We start from the raw sequence: 21,030 nt of genomic DNA on the forward strand, positions 1-21,030 counted from the left end.
TCGTTTCGCGCGATCCCGGCGTGGCTGCGTTGTTGCGTGGCTGCGTGGCTGCGTGGCGTCCCGGCGTCGGAGGCCGCCCTGTTCGGCGTGGAGGTCCCGGCGCCGCGGGCCGGACCGGTCAGGCAGAGTGGGGCGGTGACCGTTGAGCTGGCCGCGCCGCCCCGGCGGCGGATACTCGGCAACGAGGTGCTGCTGGTCCTCGGACTCTCCCTCGGGCAGTCCGCCATCTACTCCCTGGTGCGCATCGTCGCCCGGCTCACCGACGAAAGACCCCTGTCGGAGCAGAGCGCCGCGCTGAACGTCTCCCAGTCGGTGCGCCCCTGGCTCGACCTGACGTACCAGCTCCTGGGGATCTTCTTCGCGCTGCTGCCGGTCCTGCTGGCGTTGCACCTGCTCAACCGCTACCCCGGCAACGCCGTACGCCGCCTCGGCCTTGACGCCGGCCGGCCCGGCCGGGACCTCGCGTACGGGGCGGGGCTGGCGGCGCTGATCGGGCTGCCCGGGCTGGCGCTGGTCTGGGCGGCGGCGCAGCTCGGGCTCAACGTCTCACTGGTGCCCTCGGCGCTGCAGGACACCTGGTGGGCGGTGCCGGTGCTGATCCTGGCCGCCGCCCAGAACGGCATCCTCGAGGAGGTGCTCGTCGTCGGCTACCTGATGACCCGCCTCGGCGAGCTGCGCTGGTCGGTGCCGGCGATCATCGCCGCCAGCGCGCTGCTGCGCGGGACGTACCACTTCTACCAGGGCTTCGGCGGCTTCGTCGGCAACGTGGTGATGGGCGTGATCTTCGCGCTGGTCTTCCTGCGGACGCGGCGGGTGATGCCGCTGGTGGTGGCGCACACGCTGATCGACGTGGTCGCCTTCGTCGGCTACGACCTCCTGCCCGACTCCTGGTTCGACTGGCTCTGACCCGGTAGGTCAGCGGCGCCCGGCCGGTGCGGAGGTGGCGCGGTAGTGGGCGATGGCGCGGGAGGCGAGCCGCCGGTTCACGTCGGCGCAGGCGATCCCCGCCAGTAGCGGACCGGCTCCCGGCAGGCGCCGGGTCAGCAGCCGCAGCGTCGCCCACGCCCCGGTCTGCCAGGCCAGCGGCACCGCCAGCCGCCGCCCCGCCTCGGCGACGTCCCGTACCGGGTCGTCGGTGGGCTCGGTGTCGGGCCCGGTCGCGTCGACCGCCCGGCCCACGGCGTTGCGGGCGCTGGTCAGGTCCGGATGCACGCCGGTGAAGGCCAGCAGTTCGGCGGCCCGGTCCGGGTGGGTGGGGTCCTGATCGTGCGCGGCGGCCAGGTGCAGCAGCAGCCCTGCCTGCGTCCACGCGAGGGTCGCCCCCTCCAGCACCGGCCCGGCCACCCCGGCCAGTGAGGCGAGCGCCCCGCCGGCCTTGGCCATCCGGTCGTACCGCCCGGTGGCGAGCCGCACCAGACCGGCGGTGGTCACATCCGGGTACGTCGAGCGCACCTCGTCCGCCCAGCTCTTCGCCGCCGGCCCGAGCGACTGTACGGCGGCGAGCGCGAGCAGCTCCGGCGCGTACACCGGCTGCGCGGCGAGCCGGCGCAGGACGGCCAGTGCGGGCGTACCCGTCGCGGGGACGGCGGGCTCGGTGGTCGGGGCGGGGAGGTTCGGCGATTCGTCGACCCGTACGAGCGCGTTGCCAGTCGCCGCGAGGGCCGGCTGCATCGCTGTTGCGGCCCCAACCCCGCCCTGCGCGGTGTCGCGGTGGGCTTCGGACGCCGGGGCGATGGTGGGTCCGGTGGTCGGGGTGCCGGCTTGCGGGGGTGCGGCCGGCTCGGCGATCGGAGCGGCGGCCTGCGGGGGTGCGGCCGGCTCGGCGCTTCCGGGTAGCGGGGCGGTCGGGACGGAGGGTTCGTGGCGCGGGGTCAGCCCCGGCAGCGGCTCGGGTGCCGCTTTCCCGGCAGCGGCGTTCCCGGCGGCCTTCTTCGCGGGCGCGGCCTTCTTCACGGCGGCCTTGCCGCCGGTGGTCTTCTCGGCCGCGGTCTTCCCGGTCGTGGTCTTCCCGGCCGTGGTCTTCTTGGCAGTGGTCTTGCTGACAGCGGGGGTCTTACTGTCGGCGGCCTTCGCGGCGGTCTTCTTCGCCGTCCTGGCCGGTCTCCTGGTGGCCTTGGTGCCCTTGGCCGGCGTCACCGGCTCGGCCGCAGTCGTCGTTTCGGCGGCATGCGCCGGTGGCACGGCCGGTTCGGCGCCGCCCGGCTCGGCGCTGTGCGGCGCTGGGGCGACGGAGGGAACCCGGTGGTGAGCTGCCTCACGATCGGACGAGCCTTCGGCGCGGCCACCCCGTTTCCGCGGCGGCGGCTCCTCGCCGGCGGGTGGCTGGAACAGTACGGCCGGCGGCGGCGTCTTGCGGGGGCGTGACGCGGATCGCTCCTGCGGCGGTTCAGCACCGCCACGAGTGGGTTGCCGGCGGGGCGGATCGGTGCGGGCCTGCTCCTCCATGCCGTTGGAGCGTAGTCCCGTTCCGCCCCGTTCGCCCGGTGTAAGGCCCCGGTGGCGGTACCGCTTTGCTGAGGTGGTCACCGGACCTGTATCCTCGGACGCCGGTAGCTCTTAGCTATCGAGGAGACTTCGCCTAGTCTGGTCTATGGCGCCGCACTGCTAATGCGGTTGGGGTCTTAAAGCCCCTCCCGGGTTCGAATCCCGGAGTCTCCGCGCGAAAGCCGGTTGTGTAGACTGGCCCAGCACGAGCGCCCGTAGCTCAATGGATAGAGCATCTGACTACGGATCAGAAGGTTAGGGGTTCGAGTCCCTTCGGGCGCACACAGTTGAACAGGGAAAACGTACAAGGCCGGTCGCTTGCGACCGGCCTTGACAGCATCCGGTGACAGCAACGTCATTCCGGGGTCCCGTCATCGAGCATGCCGCCGAGCTGATCCAGCGCCGCCCGCTTGTCGTCCAGGCTGACATGCCCATAGACCGTCATGGTCATTTCCAACGTGCTGTGCCCCACGATGTCCATCACCGCACCGTTCGAGGCGGTACGCCCAGGGCCAGGAGCACCGAGACGCACCCGTGCCGTAGGTCATGCAGCCGGATGGCCGGCAGTCCCGCCCTGGCACACTGATCCTGTACCAGGCGAGTGCAGTTCCGTGGGTCGAGCGGAGTGCCGATCGGGGTCGTGAAGACGTAGCCGAGACTCGGCCACTTCGCCCCCAGTGCCAGCCGTTCCGTCTCCTGGTTTCGCTGGTGGACGCGCAACGCTCGGACGACGACGGCCGGGAGCGGTACTGCACGCGCCGAGCGTTGAGTCTTCGTCGGAAACGTTGCCAACTTCCCGTCGACCCGGTACAGGCTCCGCCGGACGCGCAGAACCCCCGCATCCAGGTCGACGTCGTCCCACCGCAGGCCCAGGGCTTCACTGCGCCGAAGACCGAGCACCGCGAACACCAGGAAGAGAGCGTGCAGCCGGTGATGCCGCGTTGCTTGAAGCAGCACGCGGACCTGGTCGACCGTCAGCGGTTGGCGTTCCTGCTTCTCCGGGCGGGGTGCCCGGACCAACTTCGCCACGTTGCGAGAAATGATCTCTTCCCGCATCGCGTCCTCCAAGGCCGCACGCAGCACCGCATGAGCCAGCTGCGCCGTCCGTTCCCCAACGCCGTCTGCCGAGAGGGCAGCGAGGAACTGCCGAACGTCGCGGGCGCCCAGTTGCCCGAGACGCTTCCGGCCGAGCTTTGGCACCAGATACTTCGCGATCAGGTCGCGGTAGGACCGGGCGGTATTGGGCCGAACCCGCGGAGCGGCTACCTGCTCCATCCACTCATCGAGGTACCGGGCGACCGTCAACCCGGCGGGAGCCAACGGCGCGCCTGCGCGAACGTGCTTGCGAATTTCGACAAGCTTCGTCTCGACCTCTTCCGCCGAATGGCCGTAGACGTAGCGGCGTGACTCCCCACCCCCCGGCATGGGAACGAAGTACGCTGCCGTCCATCTGCCGTCCTTGCGCAGGTAGATCGAGCCTTCCCCGTTTCCGCGCCTGGAACGCCGAGGCTTGCGCTCGGGCAACTGCTCACCGTCTATTCCTGGCTGCGGCATCAGTCGTCGGCTCCCGCTTCAACGCGGCCCGCGATGCGGGCCGCGCCGCCCGGCCTCGGCCTGCTGGCGACCTCCGGCCGGCATCGGCCGGACCGGGCGGCAAGACGCATGGGGATTGAAGGGGATTTGAAGACCTCGGGGCTCCGCCCCGAACCCCGGGCCTCCTCGGAGATGCCGCCGCGGATCACCTCGCCGGGCACCACAAGGGCTACCGGCCTCCCCGGACGGGGCCACGGTCGTTCGTCCGGTAGGGCGCTCCACCTTGTCCCCGCCCGGGGAGGCCGGAAGGTCTACGACTGCCCGACGAGGAGATCCGCTTCTAGCTGAAGCTTCAGTTTGCGAAAGCTTGTACGACGTTGTACCAGGGCATGGTGGTGATAGCCGACCCCAGGGCCCCGCCGAGTCCGTTCAGAATGATGGTGCGCACAACGATGCCAAGGGCCTTAAGTCGATCAGGTCGCGGTTCGTTTCGGTTCAATTCGCGATCCATCAAAGCCAGTTGAGCCTGGATATCGTCACGATCTTCCTGGCTCATGGCGGGGTGTTCGGCTGCTGCGCGCGCGCCTTCGATGAACTCTCGAGCTTGAGCTGCGAGTTCAACGGAAAACTCGCCATACTGGCTGGCGTTCGGGCTGCCCTGCTGCACCTGCGAGCCGATCATCGTCCCGATGTGAAGGACATTGACCATCGGAACAAAGTGCTCAGTCGGCTGGTCTGGCCTAGTCCGAGCCTGTTCAATCTCGCGAATTCCCAGGTGGGTCAGCTCGACAGAGAACACTCCTTGAAAGGCACGCTCGGCACGCAGCAGTCCCTCGCCTTCAAGGAAGTCGATCGCATCGTCCACCGCTGTTCTCGATGCACTGTCGTCGCCGATGCCTTCCTGCTTGAGGAACAGTTCCGGTCGCACGGATGCGGAGCGGCTGCCCTTCGCCTGGTCGAAGACCCAGTTCATGAACCGCGTGCGGAACGTGCGTCGTGCCTCGATCTCGTTTGCCATCGGCCCCTCCGGCAAGAACATCAATAAAGATACTCATGTCTACCATCGGGCGCTCATGATCGTTAGTTCGCCGCCCCTTCGGCGTGTCGCGGCCGCAAGTGTCTGGCTTCTGGTCGCAGTCCGCAAGAGGTCAGCGTCCGATTAGCGGCAGGATGGCACAGGGTAGCCGAGGCTGGGAAGGGTTGCCGGCGTCGTTACTTCACCGAAGTAGATAAGACGCCATGACCGCCGCTCCGGCGATGACCGCCATCGCAAACAAGGATGCGGCGACTCCCTTGCGGAAGGAATCCCAGGAAAAGGCGTTGACGCCGCGAGATTGGGATGCGCTGAGGAGCATGTGGGAGGCGGAGTTCATTTCCTCGCAGACTCTCTTAAGCTCCTCTGTCTTTGCGATCGTCAGCGATGCTGATTCAGATGCTTGCTGTAGCTGATATAAGACGCCTTCAAGGTCCTTCGTTCTGTTCTGGATCTCGTGCGAAACAGTGAACAAGCTATCTGCGACGTTCGGGTTGATGCTGTCAGCGGCCCGAGAGAGTAAGTGCGCGACGTCTTCATTGATGCATGCACTCGCTCGCGAAAGAATGTTGGCGACGTCTTCATTTATGTTGCGGGCGGCGGTTGCCAGCGTGTATACGGCGTCCGGTGATATGACACCTTCGGTGAGTGCTCTATGGACTATGGCGCCAAGTGCGGGGGCGTCTTTGGCCAGCTTGTGTAGCACCGCCTTCGTCTTTGGGTCGAGCTGTTCTATCTTTAGGTCCCTGCCGACAAGTAATCCTGGTCCGGTGTTTATCTGACTACCCGCTGGCCACTCTTTAGGGGTGTCCATAGCGCCTCATTCCCTGATCAGGTTGCTGTCGCCGTCGAATCGAACATCTCGGCCGATGAATATTCCGGAGCCGTGATTTTGCTGCGAACCCACAATGAATGCGTGGTCACCCGTGCTGGCGACGCCTTCGTTGCTTCCAATGGCAATGGAGTGCGGTCCGGAGGAGTCCTGAATTGCGGCGGGCAGCATGCGCGCCACATCACTTGCCAAATCTGGATCCGCAGATAATGCCTTGCGAATTTGCAGGCGAAATGCTGCCTCGCTGTCCTCCTCTCGGTTCGCGAGATCAATGAAAGCGTTTTTGATGGCGTCCTCTGAATCCTTTTTCCGAAGGATTCGGGAGAGTATGCGCTCTCCTATCCCGGCAACTGCGGTAGACGTCTTCTCGACGGCCATATCATGGATCTTTTCTGCCGCGTCCTTGCCGTAGGCGGTGGCCATGGCGGCGGCATACGGCACCACTGCCGAAGCGACCTGGGCTACATCGATCTGCATCTATTATGGATACGTGAGGTCGACGGACGGGGCAGTCGTAAACGAGACAGTCCATGCACGTTGGGCGGGCCTTGCCCCGTGCCATGTAGCCTCCGGCTAGCTGCGCGTCGCAGTCCGCATCCAGTCCGCAAGAGGTCGGCGGACACCGGGGAGTGGCGAGAGATGTCGGAAGGTGTTCCGCTGCTGGACCGCCATGTGCCCAGGTCGGCGGGGCAAGCAACTTGATCTCGTAATGCATAGGTCGCGGCTTCCGTGGGACGACGCTCATCCCGCTGCAACGCCTGCCGATGCCCCGTTGCATCGGAACCCATCTCGTACGGCAGCATGTCGTGGTGACCACCCAACTGTGCTCCTGCTGCGGACAACCAGCCGATGTCCACGACCGGCAGGCGCGGTTTCGGCTGCCTGATCCTGTCCTGAACACGCGCAAGCAGCACAGGGCACGGGGCGCGTGGCTGAGCCATGGGACGCCGGATGATTCGGTGATGATGCAGGTTCCCGGGGTCGGTGCCTTCGTGCGAGCGCTGCTTCCCGTGAAGTTGACCGGTGGCTTCAGCGCTACGTTCGGGGTCTGGGTTGCCCTCGATCCCGCTGACCTTCAACGCACGTTCGCAGTATGGTCGCGCCCGGAGTATCAGAACCTACGGCTCCAGGGCTGGCTCGCGAACGCTCTCCCGGCCTGGGGCCTGCTGGCTGCCCCGGTCGAGCTGGAGGTGCGTGATCCGGAGCAGACGCCGTACTGCGCAGAGAGCACAGATCCTAAGCTGGCCAAAGTGCTGACTGAGATCTGGCCGCACCAGGATGTGTTAGCCGAGCTGCCATAGACCTTCAGCCCACGGGCCATCCACGGGCCACAAGGCGGTGTCACGGGAGGCCAAACGAGGCTACCGCCGGCCAGCCCGGCAAGGTAAAACGCCATGCTCCGAACCGATCTTGTGCGATTCCCAAGCTGGCAGTCAGCGTGCGCGTGCCCGTTGCGTGCCCGTTGGGGTGGGCGATGGCGGTCAATGGGGGGTCTGCTGCACCGATAGGTGACAGGTCAAGTCACGCGGCCTGACTGGCCGGTGGGGTCATGATGGTCTCGTACTCGATAGGGGTCAACCGGGACAGGGATCGTTGGCGTCGGCGGCGGTGGTAGGTCCGTTCGATCCAGGTCACGATCGCGGTCCTCAACTGTTGCCGGGTCGTCCAGGTTCGGCGGTCGAGGACGTTGTTCTGCAGCAGGCCGAAGAAGGATTCCATGGCGGCGTTGTCGCCGGCGGCGCCGACTCTGCCCATCGACCCGGTCATGTGGTGCTGGTGGAGGGCGTGGACGAATTTCCGGCTTCGGAATTGCCTGGGTTCAACCGGCGTTGACACCACCTGGTCTCGTCGGGGAGGCTGGACGGTCTGGTGACTGCCCGACCAGGAGATCCGCCGATTCCGGGGATGCTTCGCAACGTGGATACTAGGCGAATGCGCGAAGAGGAAGTCTTTCAGGCGATCGCCCATCGCGTGGCTGCTCTCGACTACAGCGACGAAGTCTTCGTCCGCCCTGGCTACCTGGATGCGGATGGCAGCTGGGTACTGACGCCTTCTGCCGATGACGTTCGATGGCTAGAGGAGCGTGGGTCACAGGCGCACCTTGCAGCCGAGGCGGTCGGAGCGGTTGACCCGCTGCCGCCGCTCGAACCTGCCTCTGCCGAGGCCGTGGCGGAGGCCGAACGACTGCTCGGCCATCCGTTACCGCCGTTGCTGCGTCGTCTCTACCTTGAGGTTGCCAACGGCGGCTTCGGTCCGGGCGTACTAGGTGTCGCTGACGGTTACACGGACGACCTGGAGAGAACGGCAGTCGATCGGCTGGACCCACGAGAGCCCTCAGGCCTTTTTCCTGTCGCCCATTGGGGATGCGCAATCTACTCGTACGTCGACTGTTCCGAGCCATCGGCGATGATGTGGGGCTTCGATCCGAACTCGGGTCTGGCAGAGCGGTCGTTCTTTCCCGAGGGGATCTCTCTCACCGAATGGCTCAGCCGGTGGCTGGAAGGGCGGCTCCGCCAGCCTTTGCTCGTCAAGGATCCGCAGACGGGTGTATGGCGTGGCGCAACCCATGCTGAGCATGAAGCCGAAGCTCGTGAAGTCGCCGAGCTAGCAGCACGGATAAGCGGCGCTGGCGGACGCGACGCCCGAGGAGAAGGGCGCCGCAGATAGCACCGTTGCCCACGGTGACAGCAACGGTTGACAGCAACGGTGCTGTACGGACTGACGCAGCAGCGGACAACTGCGAGCCCTGCTACCACTGTTTGCCCACCCTCCTGCACCGAGCCGGACGGTTCGGCCGAGGCTACGGATCAGAAGGTTAGGGGTTCGAGTCCCTTCGGGCGCACAAACGATCAAGGCTGTGACCTCCCTGAACAGGGGTCACAGCCTTTTTCTTTCCCATTTTGTGGCCACCGGTCCCGCCTGCTGGGATGACGATGGGCGGTGCAGCGGGGGCTCGGCGATGGTGCCGGCGACGTCGGCGAGCCTGTTGCGACCCCGGTTGCGGTCTGATCTAGGCGCGTCGCCGTGCCGCGGTGGGCACGGTGTGCACGTTGGTTGGGATCGCAGAGGAAGGGCGAGTGACCAGCGGCGTGATCGTTCGGGGACGGCCGGCGACGCCGCGACGCCGGAGCGATCGCCGGACGCGCGTCGCGAGGCCCGACGCCCGGGAGTGCTGATTCCTATGGCGTGAGCGCGTATGAGGGGCGGAGGAGGGTTCGCGCTGACGCCGGTGCGCGGTGGCACCGGCCAGTCAGGCCGCGTGACAACACCTGTCCTCGCTCATTCGGTGAACTCGGTCCAGGAGACAGCGCGGTCGAACCGCTGGGCGGCGAGGTCGTCGACGCGGATCATGAAGCGGCCGAAGTAGACGTAGTCACGGGTCTCGAATTGCACCAACGGGAGCCACTCCCGGCGGATCCGCTGCAACTCCTGTTCCACGAGGAAGGCCTCCTGGGCGCGGTCGATGCCGTTCAGGCGGCCTCGAAGCTTCTTTTCCGCCATCTCCAGCTCAGGGTCGTCGTACAGGTGGCCGTAGGACTTGCCGCCGGTGTGCCACGAGTAGCCGCCGAGCTGGAAGGCGGCGGAGTTGGCGGCCGGCCGGAGCCGGTCGACCAGGGCACACAGTTCCCGACGATGCGGCATGTCGCGCGCCAGCTGCTGCTGAAAGACGGACAGGTCCGCATCCTCCGCGGTCAACCAGGAGGGTAGGTCGGCGTGGACGACAGCGAAAAGGTCCTGCTCGGGGGCGATGAAGTCACGGTTCGCGTAGTAGGGATGGGCAGCGTAGTCAGCCGGCAGCTGCGCCGCGGTCTCCGTGCCGGCGCGCACATACAGCAGCCGCCCGTACTGCTGCGCGTCGCTGCGCTCACAGACGTCGTAGTCCTCTTCGTGATGCAGGAACACCAGCAGGGAGCCGTCCGACGGTAGCGGCAGGCGCTCGACCCGCGGCAGCGCGGCACAGTCGAAGGACGCGATGAACGGCAGCGGGTAGCCCTCCGGGTCGGTGGGCCACGGCATGCCGACCGGGAGCTGCGGTAGGCCGCCGGCCTGGCCGACGAGCACGTCGGCGGGCCGCCCGGACGGCAGATCCCCAGAATGCGCCGCGATCCCGCCGTTGTACTGCTGGCTTGTACAGATGGCGAAGCGCAGCAGCTCGGCGAACGTCGCCGTCTCGGTCTTGGTGAAACCCGCGTCGGTCGCGGCGCGCCAAAAAAGCTCGTAGTGATCCACGGACGTAATACTGGCAGGCCTGAATAACCGGCGGCGGCAGGCTTTTCGTATCCGCTCTTCGGCTGCTCGCCCACCGCGGCGTGCCCTTGCGGTCGAAATGGGTGAACCTTGTCTTCGAGCCTTTTCCGATCGGGTACGGGTGGTGGCTGCGGGATCCACCACCCGTACTTCGCTCGGACCGGCCGGATGGTGCGGCTATTTCGTGAGAGTTCCGCGCAGCAGGCACTTGCCCGAGTGCGTGGCGTCGCCGCCGCGCTCATGGCGCCCACGGAGGCTCCGGTGCAACTGAGGCGGCGGTGGGCTCGGGGGTCGTTGCCGCGCCCCCGAGCCGCGGATCAGCTCGTCAAATAGCCCAGGTCTCGCACCACCTCGCAGAACGCGACGGGGCCCAGGCCATCGCACCCGCGTACGCCAGTCAGGGTCTTGGGTTGGTCCGGGTCATGCCAGTTATATCGAGGCGTATACGTGATCTCGACTGTCTGCGGCCAGTCGCGCAGGACCGAGGTGTGGTCGTCGCCGAAGCGCCAGCCCGTCGAGGTGAGCACGAACAGTTTCCGCGCGTCGACCTTCATGCCGGCGAAGGTAGCCAGGTCTACCTCGCCCGGTGTTGCCAGCTCGCGGCCCAGTTGGGGGAACGGCTGGATGATGGCGTAGTCGGCGAAGATCTCCGACCAGGCGGCCCTGTCGTCGCCGAGGTGCCACGGGTGCGGCACGGCGACGGTGGCCGTGTCATCGAGCTGCCATGCCTGGTCGTGCAGGTCGGCGAAGGTACGGTCCTCGGCGACCCGGAAACTGACGGTGCCGTGTTCGCCGGACGCCGCCCACACCAGCCGGTGGGTGAGCTGCCACATCAGCGGGTGATCCAGCAACAGGGCGCGGAACTCGGCCGCACTCCACCGGCGCCCGGTGACCATGGCGTCCTCGATGGCCCGAATGCGCTCGCCGCCGATCTGCTTGACCTCCTTCTTCAGGTCGGCGAACCGCGCGTACGCCGCAGGCGCCAGCACCGGATCGTCGGCGGCAGCCGGCCGCGGCAGCCGGGACAACCGGCGTCCGTCCCCGGCCGCGATCCACGGCTGCAACTGCTCGTCGAGATTCACCGTGAAACGGCGTGGCCCGTAGTCCAGGACCGTCCGGCCATCGGCGTCGAGACCCAGGTCCGGCACGATCCGGTCGGCGAGTTGCTCGGGGCTCAGGCCGCGGGCGGCGGCTGTGCCGGCGAGTTGCTGGGAGGCGTGCTCGCGTAGACCGGCGGTTGACGCTCTGCGGCTGAGCCGATGCAGTTGGGTCAGGGCGAAGTCGGTGCCGATCGCGGCGAGCACGTCCATCGCGGCGCGGATCCGGGTGCTGGCGGACGACCATTGCGGGAGTACGGCGACCAGGTCGGCGACGGTGGTGTCGTCACCGAGAGCGGCGATGGACACCAGCGCGATGCCGCTCTTCGGCGCGTATTCGGCCGTGCGCCACTGCTCGAGGACGGCCCAAGCAAAAGCGCCCAGCTGTCGTGGCTCGCAGATGTCACGGGCGGCAATGAGCTCCGGTCGCGGCTTGGTGATCGTGGAGAGGGCGAGCAGCACACACAGCCGGTGGACCGCCTCCGCAGCCAGTGTCTCGCCGGTGTCGCGGACGGTGACCGCGGGAAGCTTGGCGGGGATCAGCCATTCCGGCAGGTCTGGTTCCCGCGGCAGCACGCCGGCCAGAACCGGTGGCACCACGCCCTGCGGGCTGGGGGAAGGTAGACCGGCGATCGCGTGGACGCGGGCCCGCCCGTCATCGTCGAGGGCCGCCAGCGACTGGGGGTACGCGAGAACGTGGTCACGCAGCAACTCGATGACGAGTGGCTCGGTGGCTCTGGTGAGCAGTGCCCGCAGCGCCAGCTGGGGATCGCGCTTGGCCGCCGCCAGCAACGCCGGCCGGAAGTACTGGCGCTCGACCCGGTCCACGACGAGCCCGAACGCCTCCTCGGTCGGGATCGCGGCCAGCGCGGCCACGGCCCGTTTCACGTTGTCCGCGCCGTCGATGCCACGGTAGTAGTCCTGCTGGTCCAGCATCGTCGCCCACCCGGCGCCGAGCCCGCCCCCGCCGTTCGCGACGATCTCCTCGGCCCGGGCGCGGCCCGGCCCGGCCAGGTGCGGGATCCACCGCGGCTCGGTGAGCACCATCGCGCCGAACAGGTCACGCGACACCGCGTCGTCGCGCTCGGCGAGGACACGCAGAACCCGCAGCGGGTAGCGGGTCAGCACGCCCGACTTGAGCAGGTTCCCCGGCCGCCACGGCTTCTCGTCGAGGTGGTCGCGGACCAGGATCCGCATCGCGTCGTCGCTGGGTGTGCCGGCGACGAACCGGGCCGCATCCGGGTTGAGCCGTGTCGGCTGGTTCAGGGCGCTGAATTCGTGCAGGTAGAGCAGTGCCAGATAGAAATCGTCAGCCAGAAAGGTGACGGCGGCCGGTCCCACACCGTCCAGCACCGTGAGGGCGTCCCCGGGTTCCTCGAAGCCGAGCATCGTCCGGCGGATCGCGCCGCGCAGTTGCTCGAGATGTTCGGTGCGGCTCGCGGCCAGTAACAGGATCCCGGACATCGCGCGATGATCGGCCTGGATCCACTCCTCCCGGCCGGGCTCGTCGAACCATGCCGCTGCCGCCGCGCAGTCCTCGTCCACCCAGTCCTGCCTGGTCGGCATCAGGTAGGAGGCCAAGATGCGGCCGGCCGGGAAGCTCCGATGCCCGGCCAGGACGGATTCCGCCTCCCTGTAATCCCGGTCCGACGCGACCGCGAGGTGACGCCGGACCGCCCGGGCCACCGCGTACGTGGCGCCGAGGTCATCGCCGCGCCACCCCTGCTCGTAGGTGTCGCCCTCGGAGGCGCGGGTCCAGAGCTCACCGGTGTGGCAGATCTGGTTCGCCGCCACGACGGCCCGGACCGCGAACAGCAGCCCGGCCCGGGCCACCCATGCGTCCACCAGGGTCTGCCCGTCGGCGGGCACGTTGCGATAGACCACGAGCAGCGCTGCCACCGCAGCGGCGACCGGGTCATCATCCGGTGCCCGCAGATGCCGCTCGCCGGGGGCGACCAGCGCCGCGTCGAAGACGGCGTTACGGCCCAGCACGCGGGCACGTCCCTGCGTGGTCCGGTCCGTCGCGAGGAGGTCCCGAAGCCGCTGCGCGGCGCCCGCCGGATCGGTGATCGCCGGCCGCCACCGGCCACCTCGCCGCGGATGGACACGGGCCCACCAATCCTTCGGCATGTGCCAGGCGTCCTCGTCCGGCATCACGAACCTGCGCATAAAGCCTCCTCGTCCACAGTTCGCGGGGAGGGTAGTACATCGGTATGACGCGAATTGTCCACAGCCGACGGCGTTCCACGGGGCCGCAGCGCAGCGGAAGTGTGCGAGGGGTCAGGTACAGGTCCTGAGCCGCTTTCGAGTCGCAATCGCCTGCGGGTGCGCCGTCGGTGCGCGGGGCGGTGTTCGTGGACGCGGTGCTGCCGCCGCCCGAGGGTGAGCAGGCGGCGGCGCCGGAGGGGCTGCGGGAGCTGTTGCGCGCGCAGACGGACGGTGAGGGGCTGCTGCCGGTGTGGACGCGCTGGTGGCCGGCGGCGGATGTCGCGGTGTTGTTTCCGGACGCGCAGGCCCGGGCGGCGGTGGAGGCTCAGCAGCAGCGGGTGCCGTTCGACTATCTGACCGCGCGGGTGAAGGTGGCCGGTGGCTGGGATCGTTTGCCTGCGGCCTATGTGGCGTTCGGTGACACCTATGCCGAGGAGCGGGAGGACGCCCGTGGTCGCGGCTGGGCGGTCGAGACGATGGCCGGCGACCATCTACACATGCTGGTGGAACCAGGCCGGGTGGCGGCGGCGATCGTACGCCTGGCGCGGGCTCTCTGATCTCCGCACGCCCGCGGGCCAGCCGTTGAAGTCGGAGACCGTCCTGGCCCGGTCGAACCTGCGCTGCCGCATTGCGCTCTCTCCTTCTGCTCGGCCGGGCTGCCGGCCCCACGCTGGATCGCTGCGACGGCACCGTCTTGGACGAAAACGACATGGCGATGCCGGACGGAAGGTGGCGAGTCGACTGGCCGTACTACCCGAAGCCGGGCGAACGGCACCCGGCGGAACAGCCGTACGTCGTGCTCGCGGATCCCGAGGGCAACCGGTTCTGCGTCGCCGGGCAGCGGTAAGACGCGTTGCCCCTCGGCCGGCCGGCCGGCCGCTCGCGCTCATCGCCGTCGCATGCCCGCGGTTGAGGATGCCGGCGATCTTCTCCTTGCGATGATGGTCAATATTGATAGCCTTCAGCGGTGCTTGAGCACCTGGACATCTCGCTGCGTTGCCTGATCGGAGTGGTCTTCCTCGCCGCCTGCATCGGCAAGGTCGGCAGCCGCGCGTCCTGGCGTGAGTTCGTCGCCTCCCTCGCCGCGATGCGGGTGGTGCCGGCGCGGCTCGTCCCCGCCGCCGCCTACGCGGTCGGCCTGGCGGAAGCCGCCGTTGTGGTTCTGCTGCTGTTGCCGCCGACCGGCCGGCTCGGCCACCTGCTCGCGGTGCTGCTCCTGGTCGCCTTCAGTGGCGGGATCGCCGTGACGCTGCGCCGACGAACGCGGGTGGCCTGCCGCTGCTTCGGTGCGGCGGGTGCGCCACTCGGCCGGCGGCATCTGCTCCGCAACGGTCTGCTGATCACTGCCGCGCTGGTGGGAGTGGCTGTCGGGGGCGCCGGCGGTGGCGTGGCCCCGGCGGGAGTCGCCGTGGCCGGGGTGGCCGGTGTGGTGCTCGGACTCCTCTTCGTGCGCTTCGACGACATCGTCGAACTTTTCGTCGCCCCGCCTGCCCGGCCCGGACCCGGGATCCGCGCCGGACGGCGCGGCGGGCCTGAGCAGGCCCACCGACACGACGACGCGACCGTGCCCCCGAGATAGCTCACCACCCCGAGAAGCACAAGGAGCCCCTCATGGCGTACCTCGCCGCTGCCGTCGTTGTCGTCGGCATGATCGCCCTGCTGAATCTGATCCTCGCCTTCGGGCTGATCAAACGGCTACGGGAACACACGGCGCGGCTCGCCGTCCTCGAGGCCGGGCACAGCAGCCAGATCATGCTCGGGGCCGGGGAGAGCGTCCAGCCGTTCCAGGCCGTCGCCGAGGACGGCGCGGCCGTCACCCGGGACGGGCTGACCGGGCGTACGCTCGTCGGGTTCTTCTCCCCGGGCTGCGAACCCTGCAGGGAGCGGATGCCGCACTTTATCCGGTACGCGGCCGAGCACCCCGGCGGCCGGGACCGCGTCATCGCGGTGGTGGCGAGCGAGCCGGCCGCCGCGGCGGAGTACGTGGCCGCGCTGACGCCGGTGGCCCGGGTCGTCGTCGAGTCCGACGGGGGGCCGCTCGGCGTCGCCTTCGGGGTGCAGGGCTTCCCGGCGTTCGGTCTGGTCGACGAATCCGGAGTCGTCGTCGCCAGCGGTTCCATGATGGACGAACTCTTCGTGCCCGTGGCCGGATGAGTCCAGCAGACGACGGCGGCTCCGCCCGGCATGGCCCGCCGGGCGAATCGACGGAGAAAACGCCAGGCGGATCACCCCGTACGGCCGGTGACCGCCGATGGCCGCTGTTGACCGCTGCCGCCATGGGCCTGCGCCTCGTGCGTCGCGGAGCGCCCCTGGTCACGATCGCCTATGGCCTGGTCACGGTGGCGAGCGGGGTGCTGCCGATCGTCACCGCGTGGCTGCTCAAGGTGGTCCTGGACGCGATCGGCAGCGGCGCGGAGCTGGGCACCGTTCTCGCCGCCGGCGCCGGCCTGGCCGTCGCGGGGCTCGGCACCGCCCTGCTGCCGCAGTTCGGCGCCTACCTGACCGCCGAGATCGCGCGGAACATCGCCCTCGTCGCCGACGACGAGCTCTACCGCTCGGTGGGCCGCCAGGTCGGGCTGGCCCGGTTGGAGGATCCGGTCTACCTGGACCGGCTGGGACTTGCCCAGGACGCCGCGGCCCGGCCGGTGCAACTGGTGGAGGCGGGCTTCGACCTGGTACGGGGGGTGCTGCTGGTCGGCGGCTTCGTCGGATCGCTCGCCCTGCTCAGTCCGGCCCTCACCGGACTGGTCCTGCTTGCCGCCGTACCCGTGTTCCTGGCGGAGCTGGCGCTCGCCCGCCGCCGGGCCCGGGTGCAGTGGCAGCTCGGCCCCTGGGAACGTACGGAGATCTTCTATCGGAGTCTGCTCCAGGACGTGCAGGCGGCGAAGGAGATCCGGCTCTTCGGCCTGGAGGGTTTTCTGCGCGGGCGGATGCTGCGGGAGCGGCGCCGGGCGAACCAGGCGCTGCGCCGGGTCGACCGGCGGGAACTCCTCATCCAGGGCGTTCTGGCGGTGTTGGCGGCGGTGGTCGGCGGGGCCGGGCTGCTCTGGGCGGTCCGGGCGGCGTACGCGGGCGAGCTGTCCGTCGGCGACGTCTCGATGGTGATCGCCGCGCTGGCTGGCGTGCAGTCCGGGCTGAACGCGCTGGTGCGGGCCGTCGCCGACGGACACGAGCAACTGCTGCTCTTCGACCACTTCGCGGTGATCAGCACCGCTGAGGTGGATCTGCCGCACGCCGTCGCGCCGGCACCGGTGGGGCCACTGCGCCGGGGCATCGAACTGCGCGACGTCTGGTTCCGCTACAGCGACGAGCTGCCCTGGGTGCTGCGCGGTGTCGACCTTCACCTGCCGGCGGGTGAGGCGGTCGGACTGGTCGGGCTCAACGGCGCCGGCAAGAGCACCATCGTCAAGCTGCTCTGCCGCTTCTACGACCCGGACCGGGGGGCGATCCTCTGGGACGGCGTCGACCTGCGCGACCTCGACGTGACAGAGCTGCGCCGCCGGATCGGTGCCGTCTTCCAGGACTACATGGCCTACGACCTGAGCGCGGCGGAGAACATCGGCGTGGGCAACCTGCCGGTGGCGCAGGACCGGGACCGGCTGATCCGGGCGGCACGGCAGGCCGGCGTGCATCCGGTGATCGAGTCACTGCCGTACGGCTACGACACCCTGCTCACCCGGATCTTCTTCGGTGAGTCGGACCAGGGTGACCCGCAGACCGGGGTGCGTCTCTCCGGCGGGCAGTGGCAGCGGATCGCCCTGGCCCGCGCCTACCTGCGGGAGGAACACGACCTGATGATCCTCGACGAGCCCAGTGCCGGCCTCGACCCCGACGCCGAGCACGAGGTCCACAACGCGCTGCGTGCCCACCGGGCCGGCCGCACCAGCGTCCTCGTCTCACACCGGCTCGGATCGATCCGCGACGCCGACCGGATCGTGGTGCTCGCCGCCGGGCGGGTCGTCGAGCAGGGGACACACACCCAGCTGATGGCGGCCGACGGCGCGTACGCGGGGCTGTTCCGTCGTCAGGCGGACGGCTATCAGCTCGATCCGGTACCGGAAGAGGTGCGGTGAGCACGCCGGTCGTCGTGGCCGCCGCGCTCGCCGCCGCGGTGGGCGCGGCGCTGTGGTGGCTGCGCGTGCGGTACGTGCTGGTCACCGTCGACGGAGAGAGCATGTTGCCGACGTACCGCCCCGGTGACCGGGTGCTGGTGCGGCGGGTACGCGCCTCGGCGTTGCGTACCGGGCAGGTCGTGGTCGCCGGATGGCCGGACCGGCACTGGGTGCCGGGGCAGCGGACCGGCAGACACCGGCCGGTGCCGGACGAAGCCTGGCTGATCAAGAGGATCGCCGCACTGCCGGGCGATCCGGTGCCACCGGGGTTGCCCGGTCCGGACGTGTCGCAGATCGACTCGCTCGTCGCGGCAGCAGCAGGTGGGACGGTGCCGGGCGGCCGCGCGCCGGAGACCGTGCCCACCGGGCTGCTGGTGCTGATCGGCGACAACCGGGCGGCAAGTCACGACTCGCGACAGGTCGGTTACTTCACGCTCTCGGACGTGCTCGGCGTGGTCAAACGCAAGGTCGTCTCGTCAGGTCATTGACGTCCATATACATGTACGATCATCGCTGTCCCACCATCTGGCGGGATGAACTCCAGTTAGGAGGATTCGCGTGCTGCGACTGATCGAATCTCTGGGTGACCGGATGCTCAGCCTGGTCGTGCCGAAGACCACGGCCGCCGCTGCGGCGTGCCAGGCCGGGTGGGGCGCCTACTGCGACTGCAGGTCCGGGCGGCCCCGCTACCTGTACTGCGAGTGTGTGAACGGAATCCGGCGTTGCGACTGCAAGACTCGTTCCGGGGTCGGAGTCTGCTGACCACGCTCCGGTGAGCCCGTCCTGCCGTGACCGGTGGGACGGGCTCATTCCGCTCGGGGGTGGACGACCCCTGCCCAGGAGTTCCTTCAAGCGGCTAGGAGCATGGGATGTGTCAGGCGAATTCGCACCCGAGTTCATTCCAGACTTGCATTTCCGACCATTCCGCCAGGAATTGGTAGGGGTAGGCCGGAAAAGCGACCGCCGAGACCCGGGTCAGGGCCTGGATGTCATCCGCCTCCAACTCGAGATCGGCTGCGCCGAGATTGGCTTCCAGTTGCTCGGCGCTGCGTGCACCCAGAAGCACAGAGGCGACGCCAGGGCGTGACATGAGCCAGGCCAGCGCTACATGCGCCATCGGCCGGCCGATCCGGTCTGCGATCTCCCGGACAACAGCGAGGACCTCGTAGGTGTGCTCGGCGTTGCGCCGTGCATAGGCTTCCACACCACGATCGGGGTCGTCGCCGAGGCGGGTGGCTCCCTCGGGCCGGGAGTCGGATGAGTATTTCCCGGTCAGCCAACCGCCGCCGAGCGGGGACCAGGGAATCAACGCCAAGCCGGCATCGATACAGCAAGGCATGACCTCGAGTTCGATGCCTCGGTCGAGCAGGTTGTACTGCGGCTGCAACGCGATGGGCACGGAGACGCCGAGCATCCGGGCAGTGAGGATGATCTTTTGGATCTGCCAGCCGGCAACGTTCGACCAAGCGATGTAGTGAATCTTGCCCTGTCGGATCAGATCGCCCAGCGTCGAGAGTGTCTCCTCGACATCGGTGTGCCGGTCCCAGCCGTGCATGTAGTAGACGTCGATGGTTTCAAGTTGCAGGCGACGCAGGCTGTCGTTGACTGCCCGGACGATTGCCCGGCGTGAGCCGCCACGACTACCTGGGGGCGGCCCGAAGCGACCCTTGGTGGCAATGACGAGGTCGGCCATGCCGCCGCGCTGTTTCCCCCAGCGCCCGATGATTTCCTCGGAGAGGCCGTTCGAATAGACGTCGGCGGTGTCAATGAACGTGCCGCCGCGTTCAACAAACAGGTCCATCTGTCGATAGGCCTCCGCTTCGGTGGTCTCGGCGCCGAAGGTCATCGCGCCGAGTGCCAGACGCGAGACAACCGGGCCGTTACGTCCCAGCTGCGCCACGGGCATAATTACGTTCCGGTCCGCTGAAATCGTCACTAGATACTCCATCCGCAACAGCAACAACGAGTGATCACGGTTTCCTTAACGCGGGCCGGCATCCCGCCTTCCGGGCTGACTCACGGCTGCACGATCCCACAACCTCGTACTATCCGCAGTCCTGTGTGTACGGAAACGGCGAAGCCGAAGCGCGTGGCACGCGGCCGGTCGGGGGAGGCGTCGCTTTCGTCAGGCTCCCCCGACCGGCTGCAGGGGGCATATCCTTCCTCTGTGGGCCTGCGGTTCGAGACACGTCGATCGGACTCAGGGTGGATCAGCACCGTGTGGACGTGCACGAGCGAGCAGGTCACCGCGATGACGTCGGTCGCCGGGGCGCATTGGGGCCTGGTGTTCTGGGAGCAGGCGGGCCGGACGTACGCGGGGATCACCGGTCCTGAGACCCGGACGGGGACGGCGCCGGTGCCGGAGGGGGCGACCTTTACGGGTATCGACTTCGCCGTCGGCACCTCGTTGCGGGCAGTGTCCACGCCGGCGCTGGTCGACGGTGGCATCCAGCTTCCGGACACGACCCGCCGGACGTTCAGGCTGGATGGGGCGCGCTGGGAGATGCCCGGCTGCGACGATGCCGAGGCCCTGGTCGAGCGTCTGGTCCGGGCCGGGATCGTGGTCCGTGACCCGCTCGTTGCCGAGGTGCTGCGGGGTGGCCACCCGACCGTGGCGGAGCGCACAGTCGAGCGCCGGTTCCGCGCCGCGACCGGGCTGACGCGGGGCGCGGTGCGGCAGATTGAGCGGGCCCGTACGGCGGCGGAGCTGCTGGCGGCCGGGGCCACGGCAGGCGATGTCGTCGTCAAGCTCGGCTACTTCGATGAGCCGCACCTCGCCCGGGTGCTGCGCACCTACGTCGGGCGTACCGTCGGGCAGTTGCGGGCGGGCGTCGGCGGGGCGATCGCGCTCGATGTGGATCAGCGCCGGACGTCGTAGACGAGTTTCAGGATGCCGTTCGGGTAGCTCTCCGACTCCCGCAGCGTCAGCATGTGCTTGTCCCGGTCGGCGCGGCCGAAGAGGCTCTTCCCGGCGCCGAGCAGCACGGGGAAGACGAGCAGGTGGTACCGGTCGATCAGGCCGGCGTCCGACAGCCGCCGGGCCAGCTTCGCGCTGCCGTGGATGAAGATCGCGCCACCTTCGCTCTCCTTTAGCGAGGCGACGTCGTCAGTGGAACGCAGGATGGTGGTCGGCCCCCACCCGTCGACGAGGGCGTCCTCGGTGAGCGTGGAGGAAACGACGTACTTGGGCAGTTCCTGGTAGTCGGCGTGGTCGGCGGATCCGGGCCAGACCGGCGCGAACGCCTCGTAGCTGCGGCGGCCGAACATCAGCGCCGTCGTCTCGGCGAGCTCCTCGCCCTTAAGCGACCAGGCTTCCGGTACGTACTCGAGGTCCTTGAACACCCAGCCGCCACTGCGGTGCTCCTCGCCCGGACCGCCGCCGGGCGAGTCAACGACACCGTCGAGCGACATGAAGCCCGTGTAGACCAGATCCCGCATTGCGCTCTCCTCCTGCTCGGCCGGGCTGCCGGATCCACGCTAGAT

20 protein-coding genes, 2 tRNA genes and 1 pseudogene are annotated in these 21,030 nt (G+C 68.6%); 12 read left to right on the plus strand and 11 right to left on the minus strand.

Features of this window, described 5'->3' with window-relative positions; translation table 11 throughout:
* Positions 1-135: 135 nt before the first annotated feature.
* Complete coding sequence (locus ACK8GG_RS17030) at positions 136-906, plus strand: CPBP family intramembrane glutamic endopeptidase (protein WP_440351180.1); 771 nt, start codon at positions 136-138, stop codon at positions 904-906.
* A gap of 9 nt (positions 907-915) precedes the next feature.
* Here ACK8GG_RS17030 and ACK8GG_RS17035 read toward each other — a convergent pair whose 3' ends face one another.
* Positions 916-2,181, minus strand: a complete 1,266-nt coding sequence (locus ACK8GG_RS17035; protein ID WP_440356769.1) for a hypothetical protein — start codon at positions 2,179-2,181, stop codon at positions 916-918.
* A 386-nt stretch (positions 2,182-2,567) separates the two neighbouring features.
* On the opposite strand from ACK8GG_RS17035, the gene ACK8GG_RS17040 reads away from it, so the two are divergent.
* Positions 2,568-2,658, plus strand: a tRNA-Ser gene (locus ACK8GG_RS17040).
* Positions 2,659-2,693: 35 nt separating this feature from the next.
* Positions 2,694-2,766, plus strand: a tRNA-Arg gene (locus tag ACK8GG_RS17045).
* 73 nt (positions 2,767-2,839) lie between these two features.
* On the opposite strand, the gene ACK8GG_RS17050 is transcribed toward ACK8GG_RS17045, so the two are convergent.
* The 5 genes from ACK8GG_RS17050 to ACK8GG_RS17070 all read right to left on the minus strand — a co-directional run bounded on the left by ACK8GG_RS17050 (position 2,840) and on the right by ACK8GG_RS17070 (position 6,359).
* Positions 2,840-2,965 (minus strand): hypothetical protein, encoded by a 126-nt coding sequence (locus ACK8GG_RS17050; protein WP_440351178.1) that lies wholly within the window; start codon positions 2,963-2,965, stop codon positions 2,840-2,842.
* Positions 2,965-4,008 carry a tyrosine-type recombinase/integrase gene (locus ACK8GG_RS17055; protein WP_440351177.1) on the minus strand — a complete coding sequence of 348 codons (1,044 nt, stop codon included), beginning with the start codon at positions 4,006-4,008 and terminating at the stop codon, positions 2,965-2,967. The genes ACK8GG_RS17050 and ACK8GG_RS17055 overlap by 1 nt, the downstream gene beginning before the upstream one ends.
* A gap of 361 nt (positions 4,009-4,369) precedes the next feature.
* Positions 4,370-5,035, minus strand: a complete 666-nt coding sequence (locus ACK8GG_RS17060; protein WP_440351176.1) for a hypothetical protein — start codon at positions 5,033-5,035, stop codon at positions 4,370-4,372.
* Positions 5,036-5,234: 199 nt separating this feature from the next.
* Positions 5,235-5,864, minus strand: coding sequence for a hypothetical protein (locus ACK8GG_RS17065; RefSeq protein WP_440351175.1), 630 nt, complete (start codon positions 5,862-5,864; stop codon positions 5,235-5,237).
* A 6-nt stretch (positions 5,865-5,870) separates the two neighbouring features.
* Positions 5,871-6,359, minus strand: a complete 489-nt coding sequence (locus tag ACK8GG_RS17070; RefSeq protein WP_440351174.1) for a hypothetical protein — start codon at positions 6,357-6,359, stop codon at positions 5,871-5,873.
* Positions 6,360-6,691: 332 nt separating this feature from the next.
* On the opposite strand from ACK8GG_RS17070, the gene ACK8GG_RS17075 reads away from it, so the two are divergent.
* Complete coding sequence (locus ACK8GG_RS17075; RefSeq protein WP_440351173.1) at positions 6,692-7,183, plus strand: DUF2199 domain-containing protein; 492 nt, start codon at positions 6,692-6,694, stop codon at positions 7,181-7,183.
* 220 nt (positions 7,184-7,403) lie between these two features.
* On the opposite strand, the pseudogene ACK8GG_RS17080 reads toward ACK8GG_RS17075, so the two are convergent.
* Positions 7,404-7,694: pseudogene (locus tag ACK8GG_RS17080) on the minus strand (integrase core domain-containing protein); the annotation flags it as partial.
* A 120-nt stretch (positions 7,695-7,814) separates the two neighbouring features.
* Between ACK8GG_RS17080 and ACK8GG_RS17085 the strand changes: the two are divergent.
* Positions 7,815-8,549 (plus strand): hypothetical protein, encoded by a 735-nt coding sequence (locus tag ACK8GG_RS17085; protein ID WP_440351172.1) that lies wholly within the window; start codon positions 7,815-7,817, stop codon positions 8,547-8,549.
* Positions 8,550-9,161: 612 nt separating this feature from the next.
* Here the strand turns inward: ACK8GG_RS17085 and ACK8GG_RS17090 are convergent.
* Both ACK8GG_RS17090 and ACK8GG_RS17095 read right to left on the minus strand, forming a co-directional pair.
* On the minus strand, positions 9,162-10,112 hold the full coding sequence (locus ACK8GG_RS17090; protein ID WP_440351171.1) for a DUF1963 domain-containing protein: 951 nt from the start codon (positions 10,110-10,112) through the stop codon (positions 9,162-9,164).
* Between the two features lie 335 nt (positions 10,113-10,447).
* Entirely contained in the window at positions 10,448-13,396 is a 2,949-nt protein-coding gene (locus tag ACK8GG_RS17095) for a DUF4132 domain-containing protein (RefSeq protein ID WP_440351170.1), read from the minus strand.
* 185 nt (positions 13,397-13,581) lie between these two features.
* Between ACK8GG_RS17095 and ACK8GG_RS17100 the strand changes: the two genes are divergently transcribed.
* The 6 genes from ACK8GG_RS17100 to lepB all read left to right on the plus strand — a co-directional run bounded on the left by ACK8GG_RS17100 (position 13,582) and on the right by lepB (position 18,035).
* Positions 13,582-13,992, plus strand: a complete 411-nt coding sequence (locus tag ACK8GG_RS17100; RefSeq protein WP_440356770.1) for a hypothetical protein — start codon at positions 13,582-13,584, stop codon at positions 13,990-13,992.
* A 152-nt stretch (positions 13,993-14,144) separates the two neighbouring features.
* Positions 14,145-14,282 carry a hypothetical protein gene (locus ACK8GG_RS17105; protein ID WP_440351168.1) on the plus strand — a complete coding sequence of 46 codons (138 nt, stop codon included), beginning with the start codon at positions 14,145-14,147 and terminating at the stop codon, positions 14,280-14,282.
* A gap of 120 nt (positions 14,283-14,402) precedes the next feature.
* Positions 14,403-15,014 (plus strand): MauE/DoxX family redox-associated membrane protein, encoded by a 612-nt coding sequence (locus tag ACK8GG_RS17110; protein WP_440351167.1) that lies wholly within the window; start codon positions 14,403-14,405, stop codon positions 15,012-15,014.
* 32 nt (positions 15,015-15,046) lie between these two features.
* The gene (locus ACK8GG_RS17115) at positions 15,047-15,589 is read left to right on the plus strand and encodes a TlpA family protein disulfide reductase (RefSeq protein WP_440351166.1); all 543 of its coding nucleotides are present in this window, start codon (positions 15,047-15,049) and stop codon (positions 15,587-15,589) included.
* A gap of 122 nt (positions 15,590-15,711) precedes the next feature.
* A complete protein-coding gene (locus tag ACK8GG_RS17120; RefSeq protein ID WP_440356771.1) occupies positions 15,712-17,508 on the plus strand; it encodes an ABC transporter ATP-binding protein in 1,797 nt (598 codons plus the stop codon).
* Positions 17,505-18,035, plus strand: a complete 531-nt coding sequence (lepB, locus tag ACK8GG_RS17125) for a signal peptidase I (protein WP_440356772.1) — start codon at positions 17,505-17,507, stop codon at positions 18,033-18,035. Before ACK8GG_RS17120 ends, lepB begins: the two co-directional genes overlap by 4 nt.
* A gap of 386 nt (positions 18,036-18,421) precedes the next feature.
* Here the strand turns inward: lepB and ACK8GG_RS17130 are convergent, their stop codons facing one another.
* Positions 18,422-19,483 (minus strand): aldo/keto reductase, encoded by a 1,062-nt coding sequence (locus tag ACK8GG_RS17130; RefSeq protein ID WP_440356773.1) that lies wholly within the window; start codon positions 19,481-19,483, stop codon positions 18,422-18,424.
* 231 nt (positions 19,484-19,714) lie between these two features.
* Between ACK8GG_RS17130 and ACK8GG_RS17135 the strand changes: the two genes are divergently transcribed.
* Positions 19,715-20,425, plus strand: coding sequence for a helix-turn-helix domain-containing protein (locus ACK8GG_RS17135; protein WP_440354671.1), 711 nt, complete (start codon positions 19,715-19,717; stop codon positions 20,423-20,425).
* Here ACK8GG_RS17135 and ACK8GG_RS17140 read toward each other — a convergent pair.
* Complete coding sequence (locus tag ACK8GG_RS17140; protein ID WP_440356774.1) at positions 20,407-20,985, minus strand: dihydrofolate reductase family protein; 579 nt, start codon at positions 20,983-20,985, stop codon at positions 20,407-20,409. The two genes, ACK8GG_RS17135 and ACK8GG_RS17140, sit on opposite strands and share 19 nt — an antisense overlap.
* Between the last annotated feature and the right edge of the window lie 45 nt (positions 20,986-21,030).

Source organism: Melissospora conviva (genome assembly GCF_049523535.1).
GTDB classification, from domain to species: domain Bacteria; phylum Actinomycetota; class Actinomycetes; order Mycobacteriales; family Micromonosporaceae; genus Melissospora; species Melissospora conviva.